Origin of the sequence: Rheinheimera sp. (assembly GCF_030690345.1) — a bacterium.
GTDB lineage: Bacteria > Pseudomonadota > Gammaproteobacteria > Enterobacterales > Alteromonadaceae > Alishewanella.
In genome coordinates this window covers 465,257-481,507 of the sequence record NZ_JAUYGV010000007.1, presented here as the reverse complement: position 1 = coordinate 481,507, position 16,251 = coordinate 465,257, and the positions used below count along the sequence as shown (strand labels likewise).

Genomic DNA, 16,251 nt, shown 5'->3' with positions numbered 1-16,251 from the left:
TTGTCAGCCGGAAAAACACTTAGTTTATAGCGCATTGCGCTACAACCGGAATAGCGCCAGTAAAACCGATTGTAGCTGACGCCCGGCTGAATAACTGTTCACCCTGACGTAACCAGGATAGTTAAATGTCTGAATATATTAGCCTTTATCTTACTGCTTTGTTCGCCGCCATCGCTGCCATCGCGGTATTATATCCGTTGTCGGTGCGCGTTGGCCTGGTAGATATACCGCGCGGTCGCAAGCAGCACCAGGGCGCTGTGCCGTTGATCGGCGGTATTGCCACGTACTGCGGCCTGGCCATTGCCATGCTGCTGTTTGCCGACAGCAACATACAACCGTTTTATTATCTGGCCTGCAGCGGCGTTATTCTGGTATTAGGCGTATTTGATGACTACTTCGATTTAAGTGTAAAGCTGCGCCTGGCGGTACAAACGTTAGTGGGCCTGGCCATGACTTACAGCCTGAATTTGCACTTGGCCAGCCTGGGTAATCTGTTTGGTTTTGGCGTAATAGAGCTTGGTGTGCTGGGGCTACCGGTTACCCTGATTGCCGTTATCGCCGCGATTAACGCCTTTAATATGACCGACGGCATAGACGGCCTGGCCGGTATGCTCAGCCTGGTTAGTTTTGTCAGCATCGCTATTTTTATGGCGTTATGGGGCCAGCAGTTATATGCCGGTTTTGCGCTGGCGTTGGCACTGGCGCTACTGCCCTACCTGGCGTGCAACCTGAATTTGGTACCGGGCCGGCGTATTTTTATGGGCGATGCCGGCAGCATGTTAATTGGCCTGAGCGTGATTTGGCTGCTGATTATCGGCACCCAAAGTGAGAGCGCCAGCTTTCGCCCGGTTACCGCATTGTGGATCATCGCTATTCCGCTGATGGACATGATTGCCATTATGGTGCGCCGCATCCGCAAGGGCCAGTCGCCGTTTCAGGCCGACCGCGAACACCTGCACCATATTTCACTGCGTTTGGGTTTAAGCTCACGCGAGTCGCTGGCGCTTATTACCGCGCTGGCCTGTATTTGTGCCTGTATCGGCATTATCGGCGAATACCTGCTGCTACCGGAGCCGCTAATGTTAGCGCTGTTTATCGCGCTGTTTGCCTCTTACCTGTATCTGCTACAACATATCTGGCGTATTATCTCGCACTTTCGCCATAAGCGACTGCACAACCGCCAGCCTGGGGCGGTGAAGTAACGCCAGTTAAGTAGCCGTCATTAAATAAGGACAGTTAAGTAGTGAAAATCATAAAAAAGCTGTTGCAGGCCCGCGCCACGGCGATGCTGGGTGACAAAATGGTTAAGCTGGCTGCCGGTGCGGTACTAACGGTATTTGTTGCCCGCATGCTGGGTGCGAGCGAGCTGGGTGTTTATTCCATTGTGATGGCGTGGAGTGCCTTTTTGGTGCCGATAACCAGCATGGGGCTGAACAATATAGTAGTGCGCCAGATGGTAAAACACGACAGCGGCCACGATGCCATGACCATGCTGTACAGCGCCATCAGTATCCGGCTGGGCCTTGGCATAGCAGGTGGCAGCCTGATGTTGATGGCATTTTATCTGCTGTATCCGGCCATGTTTGCCGGCAATACCGCTGTTGCCATCCCGGTACTGTTCTTGTTGCAGGCGTTTTTCGGCTTTTTACTGTTTGAATTCTACTTAAATTATCAGGGTACGTTTCGCACGCTGGCCTATGTTAAATCGGCAATATCGCTGCTGAGCTTCGGCGTTAAACTCACCCTGCTGTACAGCGGCTTTGGTATTGCCAGCCTGCTGCTGCTAACCGGTATCGAGTTTTTTCTGGTCGGCATGGCACAGTATGTTATTTACCGGCGCAAACTTCAGCCGTTTAGCAAAGATGACGCACGCTGGCCGGGCTATCATCCGCGCTGGTTTAACTGGCAACAGGCCAAACAGCTGCTGCGCCGCTCGTCCTGGTTGTGGTTGTCCGGCATAGTGTCGGTAATTTACCTGAAAATTGATATTGTGATGATAGGCTCTATCGCCGGCACCGAACAGGCCGGTATTTATGCCGCCGCCAGCCGTTTATCTGAACTGTGGTATGTGTTTCCGGCTACCTTAGCCGCACGCTACTACCCGGATATGCTAAAAGCCTATCAACTGGGCAAAACCACCTACTACTTAAAGTTACGCCGCTTTGCGCTGCTGTTTTTCAGCGCAGCCTTTACTATAGCGGTACTGATGTCGCTGGCCGCGCCGTGGATTATCAGCCTGTTATTTGGCGACAGCTTTGCCGCCGCCGTTGACGTGCTGCGCATTCATATCTGGGCCGGTTGTTTTATCTTTGTGCGTTATTTGATCAGTCAGCATTTACTTATTACCGAGCAGGAACCGTTGTCGCTGCTAAGCCACGGTATCGGCGCCATCCTTAATGTCGGTTTAAATTTATGGCTTATTCCAACCATGGGTATTGTTGGCGCGGCGTGGGCCACATTAATATCTTATGCCTATGCGTCGTTGTTTTTCCTGTTGCTGGCAAAAAGCACCCGCGCCCAGCTATGGCAACTTATTACTGTGCGCCGCACAGACACTCACTAACAAGGTTTTTCTATGAGCAAACCACTTTTCGTTGAAATTAAAGGCGTGCAGTTTCGCAATAAAGGCGCTTATTTAATGTTATTGGCCAGTCTGGAAGGGCTAAAAGGCATTAAACAACAGGTAGAGCTGGTGCTGTCCCCGGGACCAAACCTGCCTTATGTGGAACGCGCCCGCTTAGGTGCCTGGCAAAAGCTGTCGTTTCGCCGCGGTGGCCTGGATTTAACACCGTTAATCGGCAAGTTGCCGGGCGCAGTACAGCGGCTGTTTAACCGCTACGGCATGGTAAGCGAGCAGCAAGTTGACCTTGTGCTGGAAGCCAGCGGTTTTGCTTATGGCGATCAGTGGCCGCTGCGCTTTTTACAAAATACTGCCAAAGAAGTGGTGCGTTTTGCCAAAGCAGGTAAACCTTTTGTGTTTATGCCACAGGCCTTTGGCCCGTTTAAAACCGACGCCAGTAAAGCGGCGATGCGCGATATTATCCAACACGCCAGGTTAATTTTTGTCCGCGATCCGGTGTCATTGCAACACTTGCAAAGCTGTGTGCCCAACTTGCCGGACTCGGTAGTATTAACACCGGACTTCACTGTTGGTTTAACTGCGCGTGCCAATGATGAAATACCGACTGTAAACGGCCCTTACGCTGCACTTATTCCGAATAACAAGGTGGTATCCAGCTTTAACCACGCCGGTGCTGAGCAGCAACGTAACGACTATATCGCCGCCTTTGCCGCTGCCGCCAACAAACTCGCAGCCGAAGGGTTGCAGTGCGTACTGGTAAATCATGAAGGTAAAGAAGATGCGCAATTGTGTGCAGAAATTGCCGCCAAAGCGCCATGTCAGATAGTGCACATTGACGACCCGTTGGCGGTAAAAGCTTTTATCGGCAAGGCGGAACTGGCGATAAGCTCACGGTTTCACGGCGCGGTAAATGCGCTAAGCCAGGGTGTGCCCTGCATTGCCACCAGTTGGAGCCACAAGTACCACGCCATGATGACCGACTTTGGCATGGCAGATTACTGTGTAACAGAGCTAAGCGAGCAAAGCCTGCTTAGCGCGCTGCAGCAGTTGCTGGACAATAAAGCCAGCCTGGCAGCTGAGGTAAAGCTCAAAGCGGCAGGCCTGAAGCAGCAAAATGCCGCCATGTGGCAGCGGCTGTATCAGGCTATCGGCTAGTGTGCATTAACTAACACCGGGCACAAACAGCGGCACTTTTAAGGTGTTATCTACTTTTTCAGCGCCGCCGCACATTTCATCATAGGCTGACTGATGCACTAAATACGCCTGGTAAATAGTGCAACGGTTAAGCGCCAGCTTCACTTCATCTATGCTGTGAAACTGCTGAGGCTTGTTGTCTTCATCAACTAAAAATGCTTTGCGGCCGTCGTAGTCGGCCTCTGCCAGATAAACGCCCATTTCAAACGAATGAATGGTCAGTTCATTAATGCGTACATCCTGATGATTTAAATGATTGGCACGATGGTAAGGCATGCTTAGGCTCCTGTTTTCAGGTTGGCGTTATGTCTGCAACGTTATTACTGCGATTACATTGCTTTTACGACGCCGGCTGAGGTTCAGATCTGCCGCAACTGAACCCGGATGCCACTAAGTATAGCCAGGTTTAACCATAGCCAAATTGTACTATGACCAAATTGCACTGCGCTGGCGCCAACCCCACAGCCTGCAATTCTGCCAGAGTATGGGGCCGGGCAAATTTCGGCGTTAGTTGTGGGCGGATTTCCCCATCAGCAGCAGCCAAACACCTGCCATTGCCGATGCAGCACCGAGGATCAGAAACCAGGTGGTGGAATCAGTAAAACGGCCGGTAACGGCTTCTGTCACCTGCTCGCCTAAGCTTTCAGATGCCTGATATGCAAAGAAAAGCAGCAGCCCCCCTACAACAAGTAATACGATAGCCAGGATTCTGTTATTTATCATGTTAATCTCCTTCCGGTGAATAAAACCTGTGTTCTGTTGTATAAAGGTAACGCCGGCCGGGGCCAGCGTTATATGATGCGGACTGATAAAACTGTCCTTGTCACCGGCTTGCTATCTGCCGGCGCTATCTGGCGTAGTAAGACTCAACGCTCGAGTTCCAACTGGCATCAGCCATATCCGGCCATTGATCTTTATCGAAGCCAGGGGCGTTCTTTAAGCGCTCGACATCGACATCAAGCATAAAACGCTGGTTCTCCCTGTCCAGCGTCAGCGCTTTCCACGGCACAGCAAACAGGCGATCGCCGATGCCGAGAAAGCCGCCGGCCGATAGCACGACATAACGGATTTTGCCCTCTGCCATATCCAGCATAATCTCCTGGATCTTACCCAGCTTTTCATCCTGCATATTACAGACTTCATCGCCGGTAATACTGCCTGCACTGAGTAAGGCGCCTGTGCCATTAAGGCCGCCGTTCGGTTGCGTCATGATAGTGCTCATTTGTTTTTCTTCCCGGTAGGATTATTAATTTCGCCTAACACGGCACCGTTTCTGCCGTCATTCTTCTCAGCTTTGTCCTTCTTATGCGCTTTTTTGTCGTCAGTCACTTTTTCAGTAACATCCTTGCCATGTCTTTTGTCGTCGTTTGAACTGCCTTTGTTAGGTTGATTCTTGTTCATAAGTTGTGCTCCAAATATTTATTACACCAGGTATCTGCCTCTTATCTTTAACGGATTAAGATGCAGGGTGACGCTATGACGTTGGCAAGTGTTAATCCCGTTTCGCAAACCCGGGGGCAGCTTTTAACTCATCACGGGTGACATCTACCCGTAGTTCCACATCATCAGCCGTGCCGGAGCGTTTTACATGATCCCAGCCAATGGCGACGTCTTTCTCGCCCATACCAAGGAAGCCTCCAACACTGACAACAATAGCCATCACCTGGCCATTGCTGCCAATAATCAGATCGCTTACATCGCCTATGTCTTCGTTGTTAGCGGTTTGCACATCAGCGCCAATCAGGTGGCTGGCGTGCGCGCCATTGGCCGGCACGGAGCCTAAATAATCGCCGTTTTGCATGCGGGATTTACCCTGCATATTTTTGCGTTCAACATCCCGTTGCGCATCAGACTGCATGGTGCGCGGTTGGTTTTGATCATTTTGTGCATTCTTATCTGTGGTTTGTTGCGCCAACACAGAACCGGTACCCAGGGCGATAGCCGGGGTAACCAGTGCGTAAAAAACCAGCGAATTTAGCTTTTTCATATAAATCTCCGTCGAATTGAATGTGTTTGCCGGACACAATGTCCGGTATAACCGCTTCATCACAGCTTTTCTTCACCGGCAGCATTGTTGATTAAGTACTAAGTAAGTACCGAATAAGTACCGGAAAAGGGCTGAATCGCCACGAGATATGGAATTCAGGATGAACCTTTAAACTACGCCGCAAAAGCTGCGTAGTCGGTTCGCTAGCGCACTTAGGAAATAACAGTAAACTACTGCAGAGCAAATGCCTGAAATAGCTGGCCGCCCTGCCAGGTTAACCAGCTAAGCGCGGCCAGATTAACCAGTACGGTAAGCCAGAACACCGCAAGAAAGGCCCGCTTTTGTGATTTATGCCGTAAATAGCTTTGCGCCAGCAACGCACCTGGCCAGCCACCAATTAGTGATAACAACTGTAAATTTGCCTCCGGTATGCGCCAGCGGCCAGCCCGGGCCTTGCGCTTATCCAGCCAGTAGCTGATAAAAGTAAACAGACTAATAACGGCGTAGGCGGCAATAACGTATAGCGGTAATTTATCCAAAGCGAACGCCAATAAGAGCACTGCGATAAAGGCAAATAACACGAATAACGGCCAGCGCGATGAGGTTCTGGCGGCCTTAACAATAAGCTTTTCACCGGCAAAGGTTACCGCATTGGCTTGCACCCTACCTTTGTCATCTTTACCCACCGAATACGTTATCACTTCGCCAATCACCGGCCGGCGTGTGCGATTTTGCACGGCTTTTACATGCACAAATACCCGCTCGCCTTTTAACATCGGCTGGATAAAACCAAAGCCTTTAGCATCATCCCACTGGGTAATTTTTCCTTTTACGCGCATTACGGCCCCTTGTCAGCTAAAAATACAACCACTTAGCGTAGTTAAAGCAAAATTGGCTACGATTGAAGCCTGTTTGGCTTCGCTCGTCAATCCTGCTTTAAAGTGCCATCGCAATATTTGTATTTTGATTGAATCGAACGATTAGGCTATATTGGCTCAGGTGTGACAGGTCACACTTTACAGAGGTTAGTACAGATGAAATCGCTCACCGCGAATGAAGCGAAAACACATTTTGGCGAACTGTTGCTCAAAGCACAAAAAGAGCCGGTACAGATCAGCCGCAACGGTAAGGCTGTTGCTGTGATGATATCAATGGATGAGTATGACGCTATAGACAAGCTAAAACTCAGTATGCTGAAGTTAAGAGCGGCAGAGGTTGATAACGAACCGTCATTAGTTGACGGTAACACCTTCTTTAACGAACTCATGGCAGGAAAATACATTAACAATGTATAAGCTGACACCGGCAGCCACTGCAGATCTAATTGATATTCAAAGATATACGCTGGAACAATGGGGTAAAGCGCAGTCAGTAAAATATCTTGAAAGTCTACATAAAACAGTTCAGCTACTGACTGAAAATCCATTAATGGGAAAAATCAGACCAGATGTTAAAAAAGCGGCCTACAGCTTTGCACATCACGAACATGTTGTTTATTACGCTGTAAAACCCGGTGGCATAGTAGTTTTTGCGGTGTTAAACCAAACCATGCTACCAAAACCGCATTTAGCAGGCAGGAAAACCGACTAATTCCGTGTGTTTGTATACTGATTCAAACAGCTAATGCTTTGATACTACTGTAGCTAAAGTTATTTTTGTTAACAGCCAGAAACTTAGGGCTGTACCGGGTTAGCTGCGTCCTCACCCACTACCGTATGCCAGGGTTTTACCTGCCAGCTTTTTACCAAACCGTTTACTACATAAGGGTCGGCTTTGGCAAAAGCGGCCGGAATATCGGCTGATTCGCAGCGAAACAGCAGCAGTGCGCTGTCTGCCGGATCACCAACAGCACCGCCCAGCAGTAACTCCCCGCGCCCGGCAGACTGCCACGCTACTGCCAGATGGGCAGAACGAAATTCAGCTCGCCGTTGCAGATAATCTGGCGCAGTGTCGTATATCAATACAAAGTGTTTCACAGCATCTCCGTTAGCCGGCTGTCCCGTGCGTTTGGGTTATTCCGCTTTAATCGTGGCTTGCCAGTTTACTGCCTGCCATTGGCCGTTCTTACGGATAAAAGTACCGCTGTTTAAATAGCGTTTGGTTTCATTAGCTGATTTACCCACCAATACAAAGGCCACCACTGCGGTATCGCCATATTGCATAATGCGCACATCTTCGCTGCTATACACCGTATCAATTTCGTCTGCTTTTAACATGCCGCGGCTGGTTACGCCTTGCATCAGTTCAGCCTTGCCAAAGCGCGTGCCGCCGGAGCTGGTGTAAATAAGCTCGTCAGCCCAGTATTTATTGTGAATAGCCGCATCGTTGCGGGTAGCGCCGTCTAAAAATTCGCTTAACAGTGCCGTAAGTTCGGCTTTGTCATCGGCCAGGGCCGGCATAGTACAAAACAGCAGTGACATAACGATTAGGATTTTTTTCATCAGAGGTTCCAAGATGTTGTTTTTGCTTGCTTCAGAGTAACAATTTTAGCTACTAACGCAATATATAAAGCATGCCCGTCAATTAAACTATTGACCTTAAGTTAGATTGAGCTTTTACAGTGCCTGCGTTTTACAACAAGCGCTTAGCTTAGTTTTCTTAATCCGCTTATTTCAGGAGTTGTTCAATGAGTTCAGCCGCACCACAAGCCCGCTGGTTTGATATTTGTTTAACCGCTGCAGCACCACTGATTTGGGGCAGTACTTATCTGGTTACCACAGAGTTTCTGCCGCCCGATGTACCGTTGCTGTCTGCCACACTGCGTACCCTGCCGGTTGGCTTGCTAATGCTGTTGTGTCTGCGCCAACTGCCGGCTAAAGGCTGGTGGGGCAAAATTTTTCTGCTGGGCATGCTGAACATTGGCATCTTTCAAGCGCTGTTGTTTGTGGCGGCCTATCGCTTACCCGGCGGCGTGGCCGCAACAGTCGGTGCTATCCAACCTTTGGTAGTGGTACTGCTGGGCTGGGCGGTGCTGAATGCCAAAACCAGCATGCTAAGCTGGATTGCCGCGCTGTGTGGTTTAGCCGGAGTGGCTATGTTGGTATTGGGGCCGGCCGCGAAACTGGACTTTATCGGCGTAGCCGCTGCGGCTGCAGGTGCCTTTGCCATGGCTTGCGGTACTTTACTGACAAAAAAATGGCTGCCGCCAGCCAGCGCTATGGTATTAACCAGTTGGCAGCTGACAGCCGGTGGCCTGTTTTTATTACCGCTGGCTTTGCTGTTTGAAACCTTGCCGACCCAACTTAGCCAGGCTAACGTTTTCGGCTATATCTGGCTGGGGTTAATTGGCACCGGTTTAACCTATGTGTTTTGGCTGCGCGGGGTAATGAAAATGCCGGCAGCCGCAGTAACGACACTTAGCCTGCTTAGCCCGCTAAGTGCTACCGTGCTGGGTGCTTTGGTGCTGCAACAAAAACTGACATTACTGCAAAGTGCCGGTATGGCGCTGGTATTACTTGGGGTGTGGCTGGGGCAGCGCAGCACCGTTATAGTACCGACCTCTGCTCAAGCAAAGCTTAAAGTAAGCAGCTGAGCATAAAAAAGGCGCCGCGGCGCCTTTTTATATCATAGCCGGCAAATTACATGCTAATGCCGCCGTCAATTTCAACTACCCGGCCGGTAAAAAAATCGTTTTCAAAAATGTACTTAGCCGTGTGAGCAATTTCGCTGGCTTCGCCCAAACGCCCTACCGGTTTCATTTTCTCTAAACGATCACGCGCTTCCGGCTTCATCGCATCGGTCATCGCGGTGCGGATAACGCCAGGTGCTATAGCCCCCACGCGAATGCCAAAACGCCCTAATTCACGCGCCCAGGTTACTGTCATCGCCACTACACCGGCTTTTGAGGCAGCATAGTTGGTCTGGCCCATATTGCCGCCACGGGCGACGCTGGACATATTAATGATCACGCCCTTGGTGCCGCGTTTTACCATGGCAGCTGCTGCTTCGCGGCCACACAGAAATACGCCGGTTAAGTTGACATCAATTACCGACTGAAACTGTGCCAGTGACATCTTGCTTTGCAGCTCGCCGTCTTTGTATTTCAACAGCAAACCATCACGCAAAATACCGGCGTTGTTAATCAGGCCGTCAATGCCGTTAAAGTCGCTGTCGATCTGCGCAAAGGTGGTTTCTACCTGTTCTTCATTCGCCACGTTAGCAATGTAAGTGTTTACTGTGGTTGTTGCGCCAAGCTCAGCCTTGGCTGCCGCTAACTGGTCGGCATTCATATCGATTAAGGCCAGTTTGGCGCCTTCAGCCGCGCACATGCGGGCCATTTCCAGGCCCAAACCTTGTGCCCCGCCCGTGATAACGATGGTTTTGTTTTGCAGGTTCATTTCTTTCTCCGACATCGCGATTACTGCGATATGAGCAAGTGCGTAGAATTTTTCTGCCGGGACCGTGTTTTTCAGGGACGAAAAACACGAGCCTACAGGGACGTATTTACGGCGTGTCCCGGAGAAAATATTCGGAGTACTTGCGTGTTATTTCAAATTAATTGGCTTTAGCAAACAGTTGAAAAATACTGGAAAAATCCAGCTTGCCATTGCCGGCCCGCTGGTGCGCCACGTACAAGCTGCGCGCCAGTGCGCCCATTGGTGTGCTGCTTTGGCTTTGCAATGCCGCTTCCAGTGCCAGGCCTAAATCTTTTGCCATCAAATCCACCATAAAGCCGCCCTGATAACCATTTGATGATGGCACATTTGGCATTACATCCGGGCACGGGTTATACAGTTCTAACGTCCAGTTACGGCCTGAGCTTTTCAGCATAATGTCAGACAGCACTTTCGGGTCCAGGCCGTTGTCCACACCCATTTGCAGCGCTTCTGAGGTGCCTACCATTAAAATACTTAACAGCATATTGTTACAGATTTTCGCAACCTGGCCGGCGCCTACGGCACCTGCATGAAACAGATTTTTACCCATATTGCCAAGCACGGTTTTCGCGCGCTCAAAGTGCGCTTCATCACCGCCAACAATAAAGGTTAAGGTACCAGCCTTAGCACCACCGACACCACCGGACACCGGTGCATCAATAAAGGCAATTCCTTGGGCAGCTAAACCAACGCCGACCTTACGCGCGCTGTCAGCATCTATGGTAGAGCAGTCAATTACCAACGCCTCCTTGCTGATATTGCCGGCAATGCCCTGTTCGCCTAAATACAAGCCCAGTACATGCTTACCGGCCGGCAGCATTGAGATAACAAACTCCGCGCCGGTTACAGCCTCTGCCGCTGTAGCAGCCACGGCTGCGCCTTCGGCGTTTACCTGTGCCAGTGCCGCTGCCGATAAATCAAAGGCAGTAACTGCGTGCCCGGCTTTCACCAGATTGATGGCCATAGGGCCACCCATATTGCCTAACCCTATAAATGCAACCTTAGCCATGTTTGCTCCTAATCAGTTATCCGGTTGACCCAGTTCGCGCAGCGGATGCTCGTGAGCAGCCCACGGCGAGCGAAACAGCTCGTCAATCACGCTTTGCGGCACGTCGCTTACTGTTTTGTATTGCCACTTCGGTTGTAAATCTTTATCCATTAACAGCGCGCGGACACCTTCGGTAAACTCACCCAGCTTGCCGCACTGTACGCTTAAATCCAGCTCCAGCCGGAAGCTGTCAGCCAGTATTTTGCTCTGGCCCAGTTTTAACAGCTCAAATACGATATGTGCTGTAATGGGGCTGCCATAGGCCAGCGACTCTTTGGCTTTTTGCAGCCATTTATCCTCCCCTTGCATAGCGTTAACGCTGGCAATAACAGCAGGCAAACTCTTCAGGTTCGCCAGCGTTTCAATGGCCCCCTGGTGTGGCCGGATATTACTCAGCGGCATCTGGGTACGGCATTGATCTTCTTCGCTACGCAGTACATCGCTGAGCTTTTGATGATTCAGGGCAACAGTATCACCCCACTTTACTGCCAGTAGCTTTTCCAGTAACGCGGCTTTACGCTCATGCAGCAAGAAGTTATCGGCCAGGCCAATAAATTTGGCATCGGCAGCATTAATAGAAGCACCGGTTAAACCTAAAAACAGGCCACAACCGGCGGGCATACGGTTTAAAAACCAGCTGGCGCCAACATCGGGATACAAACCAATTGCCATCTCCGGCATCGCAATACGGCTGGTTGCAGTAACAACGCGGTGCGAGGCGCCGGCCATTAAACCTAAGCCGCCGCCCATTACTATGCCATTGCCCCACACCAACACCGGCTTGCCAAAGGTGTGGATTAAATAATCCAACGTATATTCTTTGGTGAAAAACTCTTCAACATAAGGCGCATATTCACCCGGCTTATCCAGCATGGCTTTATATAAATCACGGATATCGCCACCGGCACAAAAGGCTTTATCGCCAGCGCCCTGCAGCAATACCATGCTAATGCTGTTGTCCGCCTGCCAAGCCTGAAGCTTAGGCAGTAACGACTCCACCATCGGCAAACTTAGTGCATTAAGCGACTTTTCTGAATTCAGTGTAGCAACGCCAATTTTTTTACCGTTGTGTGCTGTCAGTTCTTGGTACAGCACTACGTCGTTTGCGCCGCTCATTAGCCGTTCACCCAGTTAGCTTTGCGTTTGTCTAAAAACGCCTGCACACCTTCTACCTGATCTTTAGTGTCGAACAGACCGACAAACAGCTCACGCTCCAGCGGCAGCGCGCTTTGCATAGTACCGCTGCGGCCTTGCTGAATAAGCTTCTTACAGGCAGTAACCGATGACGGGCTTTGTTCGGCTACTTTATCAGCCATCGCCAGTGCACTTTCCAGCGCCATACCGGTGGCGACCACTTCTTCTACTAAACCAATTTGCAGCGCTTTTTCAGCACCTAAACGCTCGCCGCATAAAATCATCCGTTTGGCCCAGCCCTCACCTACCAACCAGGCCAGGTTTTGTGTGCCACCGGCACAAGGCAATAAGCCTACTTTGGCTTCCGGTAGCGCCATTTGCGCTTGTTGCTCAGCAATACGGATATCACAAGCCAGTGCCACTTCTAAACCGCCGCCCATGGCATAGCCGTTAATAGCAGCAATAGACACGCCGCTAAAGGCGCTTAAGGTTTCAAAGGCTTCGCCGAAAATACGCGCCATATCGCTGGCAATGGCTTTATCACCATCAGCAAACAGCTTTAAATCAGCGCCGGCAGAGAAGAATTTATCGCCTTCGCCGGTGATCACCAGCGCATAGATATTTTTATCCTGATCCAGGCTTTTTACCGCGTCGCGCAGCTGGGTTAAAGTGTCACGGGTCCAGGTATTGGCCGGCGGGTTAGACATAGTGATAAGCGCCGTGTGACCGCGTTTTTCGAGTTTTAGTTGAGCCATTGTTGTCTCCTGATTTGGGCGTAGTTCATGCTACGTGCTTAGGTGAAACAGGTTTGTCCACACCGACACGCCATAAACCGTCCCTGGGGCTCGACTCCGGCCATCCATGGCCTCCAACGGTCGGTTTAGAACAATCCTGTTCCCCCAGCTTGAGTTCATCTGCTAGTTAAAGAATGTCACCAGCGGCTTCATCCAATAAACGCCGGCCGATAATCAGCCGCATAATTTCGTTGGTACCTTCCAAAATCTGGTGCACGCGCACATCGCGGAAATGCCGCTCCAACGGGTATTCTTTAATGTAGCCGTAGCCGCCGTGTAACTGCAGCGCCTGGTCGCAAACCTGAAAACCGACATCGGTAGCAAACCGCTTGGCCATAGCGCAATAGGCGGTGGCTTCACCATCTTTCTGGTCCAGCTTAAACGCCGCTAAGCGCACTAACTGCCGTGCAGCCACCAGCTCGGTGGCCATATCCGCCAGTTTAAACTGTAGTGCCTGAAATGCTGCCAATGGCTTGCCAAACTGCTGGCGCTCTAACATATAGTTACGCGCGGTATTCAGCGCCTGCTGCGCAGTACCAATAGAGCAGGTGGCGATATTAATACGGCCGCCGTCTAAGCCTTTCATAGCAAAGCCAAAGCCTTCGCCTTCGTTGCCCAGCAGGTAATGCGCCGGTATACGTACATCTTCAAAGGTAATCAGGCGGGTTGGCTGGGCGTTCCAGCCCATTTTCTCTTCAGCTTTGCCGTAAATCACACCTTTGGCATCGGCCGGTACAATAAAGGCTGAAATGCCTTTGGGCCCAGCTTCGCCGGTGCGCGCCATTACTACCAATACTTCAGTTTCACCGGCGCCGGAGATAAACATCTTAGAGCCGTTTAACACGTATTCGTTGCCATCTTTTTTCGCACTGGTACGCAGGCCGGCTGCGTCTGAGCCAGAGCCTGGCTCGGTTAAGCAGTAAGAGGCCAATTTCTGACCGGTGACCAGATGCTCCATCCATTCTGTCTTGGCATCACTGGTACCCCAGTTGGCTATCATCCAGGTGGCCATATTGTGAATGGTCAGCATAGCCGTAGTGGCGGTACAGCCCATCGACAGCTGTTCGAAAATAATGGAGGAGTCTAAGCGTGACAGCCCCATGCCACCGTCTTCTTCGGGCGTATACAATGAGCAAAAACCCAGCTCACCGGCTTTTTGGATCACGTCTTTAGGAAAGTGATGATCACGATCCCACTGCGCTGCGTGTGGCGCCAGCTCTTGTTCGGCAAACTGTTTGGCCACATCGACAAAGGCTTGTTGGTCTTCTGTTAAATTGAAATTCATAGTTAATCCTGTTTCTTCAATCGGCTTCGCTGCTTCCGTACATTTAACACTCTCGCCCGTTCGCCGCTCCCCGGCTCACTCTTGATCGCTCGCTAAGTTAAATCTACTCCGCACTTCGCCTCGTCAACCGTTTTGAACCTGCATCAGAGAAGGACTGCAGACTTTACTTAGCCGACCGTTGGAGGCCATGGATGCTGACAAATTCGTCAGGAACGAATTTGACCAGCTTCGCTGGCCCCTGGGGGTGAATTTCACGGATGAAATTCATAAATCGAGCCCCACGGACGGTTTATGGCGTGTCGGCGTGTAAAGTGTGCAGGCCTGAGCCTGACTAAAATCAGGCTCCACATTGCTCTTAACGTAAATTAATCGACATATTCGGGCCGGAAACCGGAATATCGTCGTCAAACCAGCGCGCTGTAATGGTCTTCGTCTCAGTGTAAAAACGTACCGCCTGCTTACCATAAGCATGCTGGTCACCATAGAACGAGCCTTTCCAGCCGGTGAAGGAGAAAAACGGCAGTGGCACCGGAATAGGTATGTTAATACCTACCTGACCTACTTCCACTTCATGCTGATACTTACGTGCTGCTGCGCCGCTGGCGGTAAAGATAGAAGTACCGTTACCGTACGGGCTGTCATTCACCACTTTTAATGCTTCAGCCAGCGAGCCCACCTGCATAGTGGTTAACACCGGGCCGAAAATTTCCTGCTTATAAATTTCCATCTCGGTAGTTACGTTGCTAAACACCGTTGGGCCTACCCAGTTACCGTTCGGGTAGCCTTCCACTTTGCAGTCTGAGCCATCCAGCACGCAGGTCGCGCCTTCTTTTTTACCCTGCTCAATTAACGATAACACCCGGGTACGCGCCTGCGGGCTAATTTGCGGGCCATAAGCGGCGTTAGGGTCGGTGTACACACCAGGACGTACCTTGCCAATGGCAGCGGCTACTTCCGGGATCCAATCTGCTGCAGCGCCAACAAATACCGCTACAGATATTGCCATACAGCGCTGGCCGGCGGCGCCAACTGAAGCTCCCACCAAGGCATTAACCACCTGCTGCTTGTTCGCATCCGGCATAATAACCATATGGTTCTTCGCACCGGCGAAGGCCTGTACGCGTTTTAAATTGTCGGTACCGGTTTTGTAAATATACTGGCCCACGTTAACTGAACCGACAAAGGAAATGGCTTTAATATCCGGGTGGTGCAAAATGGCATCAACCTGCTCTTTGGCGCCGTGCACAACTTGTAATACGCCTTTTGGTGCACCGGCTTTAACAAACAGCTCGGCAATTTTGTTTACCGTCATCGGATCTTGCTCTGACGGTTTTAAGATAAAGGTATTACCGCAGGCAATCGCCATCGGGAACATCCACAGTGGGATCATCGCCGGGAAGTTAAACGGCGTAATACCGGCACAAACGCCCAGTGGCTGAATGTAGCTGTAAGTGTCAATGCTACGCGCCACGTTTTCTACCGTTTCGCCCATCATTAATGACGGAATATTCGCCGCCTGTTCAACCACTTCAATACCACGCCAGACATCGCCCTTGGCGTCTTCTACTGTTTTACCCAGTTCGCGGCAGATAATGTCGGCAATCTCGCCCTGATGCTCTTTTAATAAATGCGCAAAACGCATCATTAAACGGGCGCGCTCTGATACCGGCACTTCTTTCCACGTTAAAAAAGCCGCTTTAGCCGACTCGATAGCGCGTTCCATTTCTGCCGCTGTGGCACATGCCACCTGAGCAATCACTTCTTGTGTTGCCGGGTTGGTAACAGCGATCAGTTTGTCACCTGTAGGGGTGACGAACTCGCCGTCGATAAAATGCTTAACCTGTTGTGTCAT

General features: G+C 50.7%; 20 protein-coding genes. 6 read left to right on the top strand and 14 right to left on the bottom strand.

Annotated elements, in window-relative coordinates; all coding sequences use genetic code 11:
- Positions 1 to 125: 125 nt before the first annotated feature.
- Genes wecA through Q8O77_RS13070 form a run of 3 tightly spaced genes read left to right on the top strand, consistent with a single transcriptional unit; the run spans position 126 to position 3,736 of the window.
- Positions 126 to 1,202 (top strand): UDP-N-acetylglucosamine--undecaprenyl-phosphate N-acetylglucosaminephosphotransferase, encoded by a 1,077-nt coding sequence (gene wecA, locus Q8O77_RS13080; RefSeq protein WP_305553774.1) that lies wholly within the window; start codon positions 126 to 128, stop codon positions 1,200 to 1,202.
- A gap of 41 nt (positions 1,203 to 1,243) precedes the next feature.
- Positions 1,244 to 2,563 carry a flippase gene (locus Q8O77_RS13075; protein ID WP_305553772.1) on the top strand — a complete coding sequence of 440 codons (1,320 nt, stop codon included), beginning with the start codon at positions 1,244 to 1,246 and terminating at the stop codon, positions 2,561 to 2,563.
- A gap of 12 nt (positions 2,564 to 2,575) precedes the next feature.
- A complete protein-coding gene (locus tag Q8O77_RS13070) occupies positions 2,576 to 3,736 on the top strand; it encodes a polysaccharide pyruvyl transferase family protein (RefSeq protein WP_305553761.1) in 1,161 nt (386 codons plus the stop codon).
- 6 nt (positions 3,737 to 3,742) lie between these two features.
- Here Q8O77_RS13070 and Q8O77_RS13065 read toward each other — a convergent pair whose 3' ends face one another.
- The 6 genes from Q8O77_RS13065 to Q8O77_RS13040 all read right to left on the bottom strand — a co-directional run bounded on the left by Q8O77_RS13065 (position 3,743) and on the right by Q8O77_RS13040 (position 6,601).
- On the bottom strand, positions 3,743 to 4,051 hold the full coding sequence (locus tag Q8O77_RS13065) for a DUF6482 family protein (protein ID WP_305553760.1): 309 nt from the start codon (positions 4,049 to 4,051) through the stop codon (positions 3,743 to 3,745).
- Positions 4,052 to 4,282: 231 nt separating this feature from the next.
- Entirely contained in the window at positions 4,283 to 4,498 is a 216-nt protein-coding gene (locus Q8O77_RS13060; RefSeq protein ID WP_305553759.1) for a DUF3185 family protein, read from the bottom strand.
- Between the two features lie 124 nt (positions 4,499 to 4,622).
- Entirely contained in the window at positions 4,623 to 4,985 is a 363-nt protein-coding gene (locus Q8O77_RS13055) for a PRC-barrel domain-containing protein (RefSeq protein WP_305553758.1), read from the bottom strand.
- Positions 4,986 to 4,993: 8 nt separating this feature from the next.
- A complete protein-coding gene (locus Q8O77_RS13050) occupies positions 4,994 to 5,176 on the bottom strand; it encodes a hypothetical protein (protein ID WP_305553757.1) in 183 nt (60 codons plus the stop codon).
- Positions 5,177 to 5,267: 91 nt separating this feature from the next.
- Positions 5,268 to 5,762 (bottom strand): PRC-barrel domain-containing protein, encoded by a 495-nt coding sequence (locus Q8O77_RS13045; protein WP_305553756.1) that lies wholly within the window; start codon positions 5,760 to 5,762, stop codon positions 5,268 to 5,270.
- Between the two features lie 230 nt (positions 5,763 to 5,992).
- Complete coding sequence (locus tag Q8O77_RS13040; RefSeq protein WP_305553755.1) at positions 5,993 to 6,601, bottom strand: cold shock and DUF1294 domain-containing protein; 609 nt, start codon at positions 6,599 to 6,601, stop codon at positions 5,993 to 5,995.
- A gap of 195 nt (positions 6,602 to 6,796) precedes the next feature.
- Between Q8O77_RS13040 and Q8O77_RS13035 the strand changes: the two genes are divergently transcribed.
- Together Q8O77_RS13035 and Q8O77_RS13030 are read left to right on the top strand one after the other, a co-directional pair.
- Positions 6,797 to 7,057 carry a type II toxin-antitoxin system Phd/YefM family antitoxin gene (locus Q8O77_RS13035; protein WP_305553754.1) on the top strand — a complete coding sequence of 87 codons (261 nt, stop codon included), beginning with the start codon at positions 6,797 to 6,799 and terminating at the stop codon, positions 7,055 to 7,057.
- Positions 7,050 to 7,352, top strand: coding sequence for a type II toxin-antitoxin system RelE/ParE family toxin (locus Q8O77_RS13030; protein WP_305553753.1), 303 nt, complete (start codon positions 7,050 to 7,052; stop codon positions 7,350 to 7,352). Before Q8O77_RS13035 ends, Q8O77_RS13030 begins: the two co-directional genes overlap by 8 nt.
- Positions 7,353 to 7,435: 83 nt before the next feature.
- Here the strand turns inward: Q8O77_RS13030 and Q8O77_RS13025 are convergent, their stop codons facing one another.
- Both Q8O77_RS13025 and Q8O77_RS13020 read right to left on the bottom strand, forming a co-directional pair.
- Positions 7,436 to 7,738 carry a YciI-like protein gene (locus tag Q8O77_RS13025; RefSeq protein WP_305553752.1) on the bottom strand — a complete coding sequence of 101 codons (303 nt, stop codon included), beginning with the start codon at positions 7,736 to 7,738 and terminating at the stop codon, positions 7,436 to 7,438.
- Positions 7,739 to 7,774: 36 nt separating this feature from the next.
- Positions 7,775 to 8,203, bottom strand: coding sequence for a nuclear transport factor 2 family protein (locus Q8O77_RS13020; RefSeq protein ID WP_305553751.1), 429 nt, complete (start codon positions 8,201 to 8,203; stop codon positions 7,775 to 7,777).
- A 185-nt stretch (positions 8,204 to 8,388) separates the two neighbouring features.
- On the opposite strand from Q8O77_RS13020, the gene Q8O77_RS13015 reads away from it, so the two are divergent.
- Positions 8,389 to 9,294 (top strand): EamA family transporter, encoded by a 906-nt coding sequence (locus Q8O77_RS13015; protein WP_305553750.1) that lies wholly within the window; start codon positions 8,389 to 8,391, stop codon positions 9,292 to 9,294.
- Positions 9,295 to 9,340: 46 nt separating this feature from the next.
- Here the strand turns inward: Q8O77_RS13015 and Q8O77_RS13010 are convergent, their stop codons facing one another.
- The 6 genes from Q8O77_RS13010 to Q8O77_RS12985 all read right to left on the bottom strand — a co-directional run bounded on the left by Q8O77_RS13010 (position 9,341) and on the right by Q8O77_RS12985 (position 16,251).
- A complete protein-coding gene (locus Q8O77_RS13010) occupies positions 9,341 to 10,099 on the bottom strand; it encodes an SDR family oxidoreductase (RefSeq protein ID WP_305553749.1) in 759 nt (252 codons plus the stop codon).
- 157 nt (positions 10,100 to 10,256) lie between these two features.
- Positions 10,257 to 11,147 (bottom strand): 3-hydroxyisobutyrate dehydrogenase, encoded by an 891-nt coding sequence (gene mmsB, locus Q8O77_RS13005; RefSeq protein WP_305553748.1) that lies wholly within the window; start codon positions 11,145 to 11,147, stop codon positions 10,257 to 10,259.
- Positions 11,148 to 11,159: 12 nt separating this feature from the next.
- Positions 11,160 to 12,302, bottom strand: a complete 1,143-nt coding sequence (locus Q8O77_RS13000; protein ID WP_305553747.1) for an enoyl-CoA hydratase/isomerase family protein — start codon at positions 12,300 to 12,302, stop codon at positions 11,160 to 11,162.
- The gene (locus tag Q8O77_RS12995) at positions 12,302 to 13,075 is read right to left on the bottom strand and encodes an enoyl-CoA hydratase (RefSeq protein WP_305553746.1); all 774 of its coding nucleotides are present in this window, start codon (positions 13,073 to 13,075) and stop codon (positions 12,302 to 12,304) included. Before Q8O77_RS12995 ends, Q8O77_RS13000 begins: the two co-directional genes overlap by 1 nt.
- 166 nt (positions 13,076 to 13,241) lie before the next feature.
- Positions 13,242 to 14,399, bottom strand: a complete 1,158-nt coding sequence (locus Q8O77_RS12990) for an acyl-CoA dehydrogenase family protein (protein WP_305553745.1) — start codon at positions 14,397 to 14,399, stop codon at positions 13,242 to 13,244.
- Positions 14,400 to 14,754: 355 nt separating this feature from the next.
- A complete protein-coding gene (locus Q8O77_RS12985) occupies positions 14,755 to 16,251 on the bottom strand; it encodes a CoA-acylating methylmalonate-semialdehyde dehydrogenase (RefSeq protein ID WP_305553744.1) in 1,497 nt (498 codons plus the stop codon).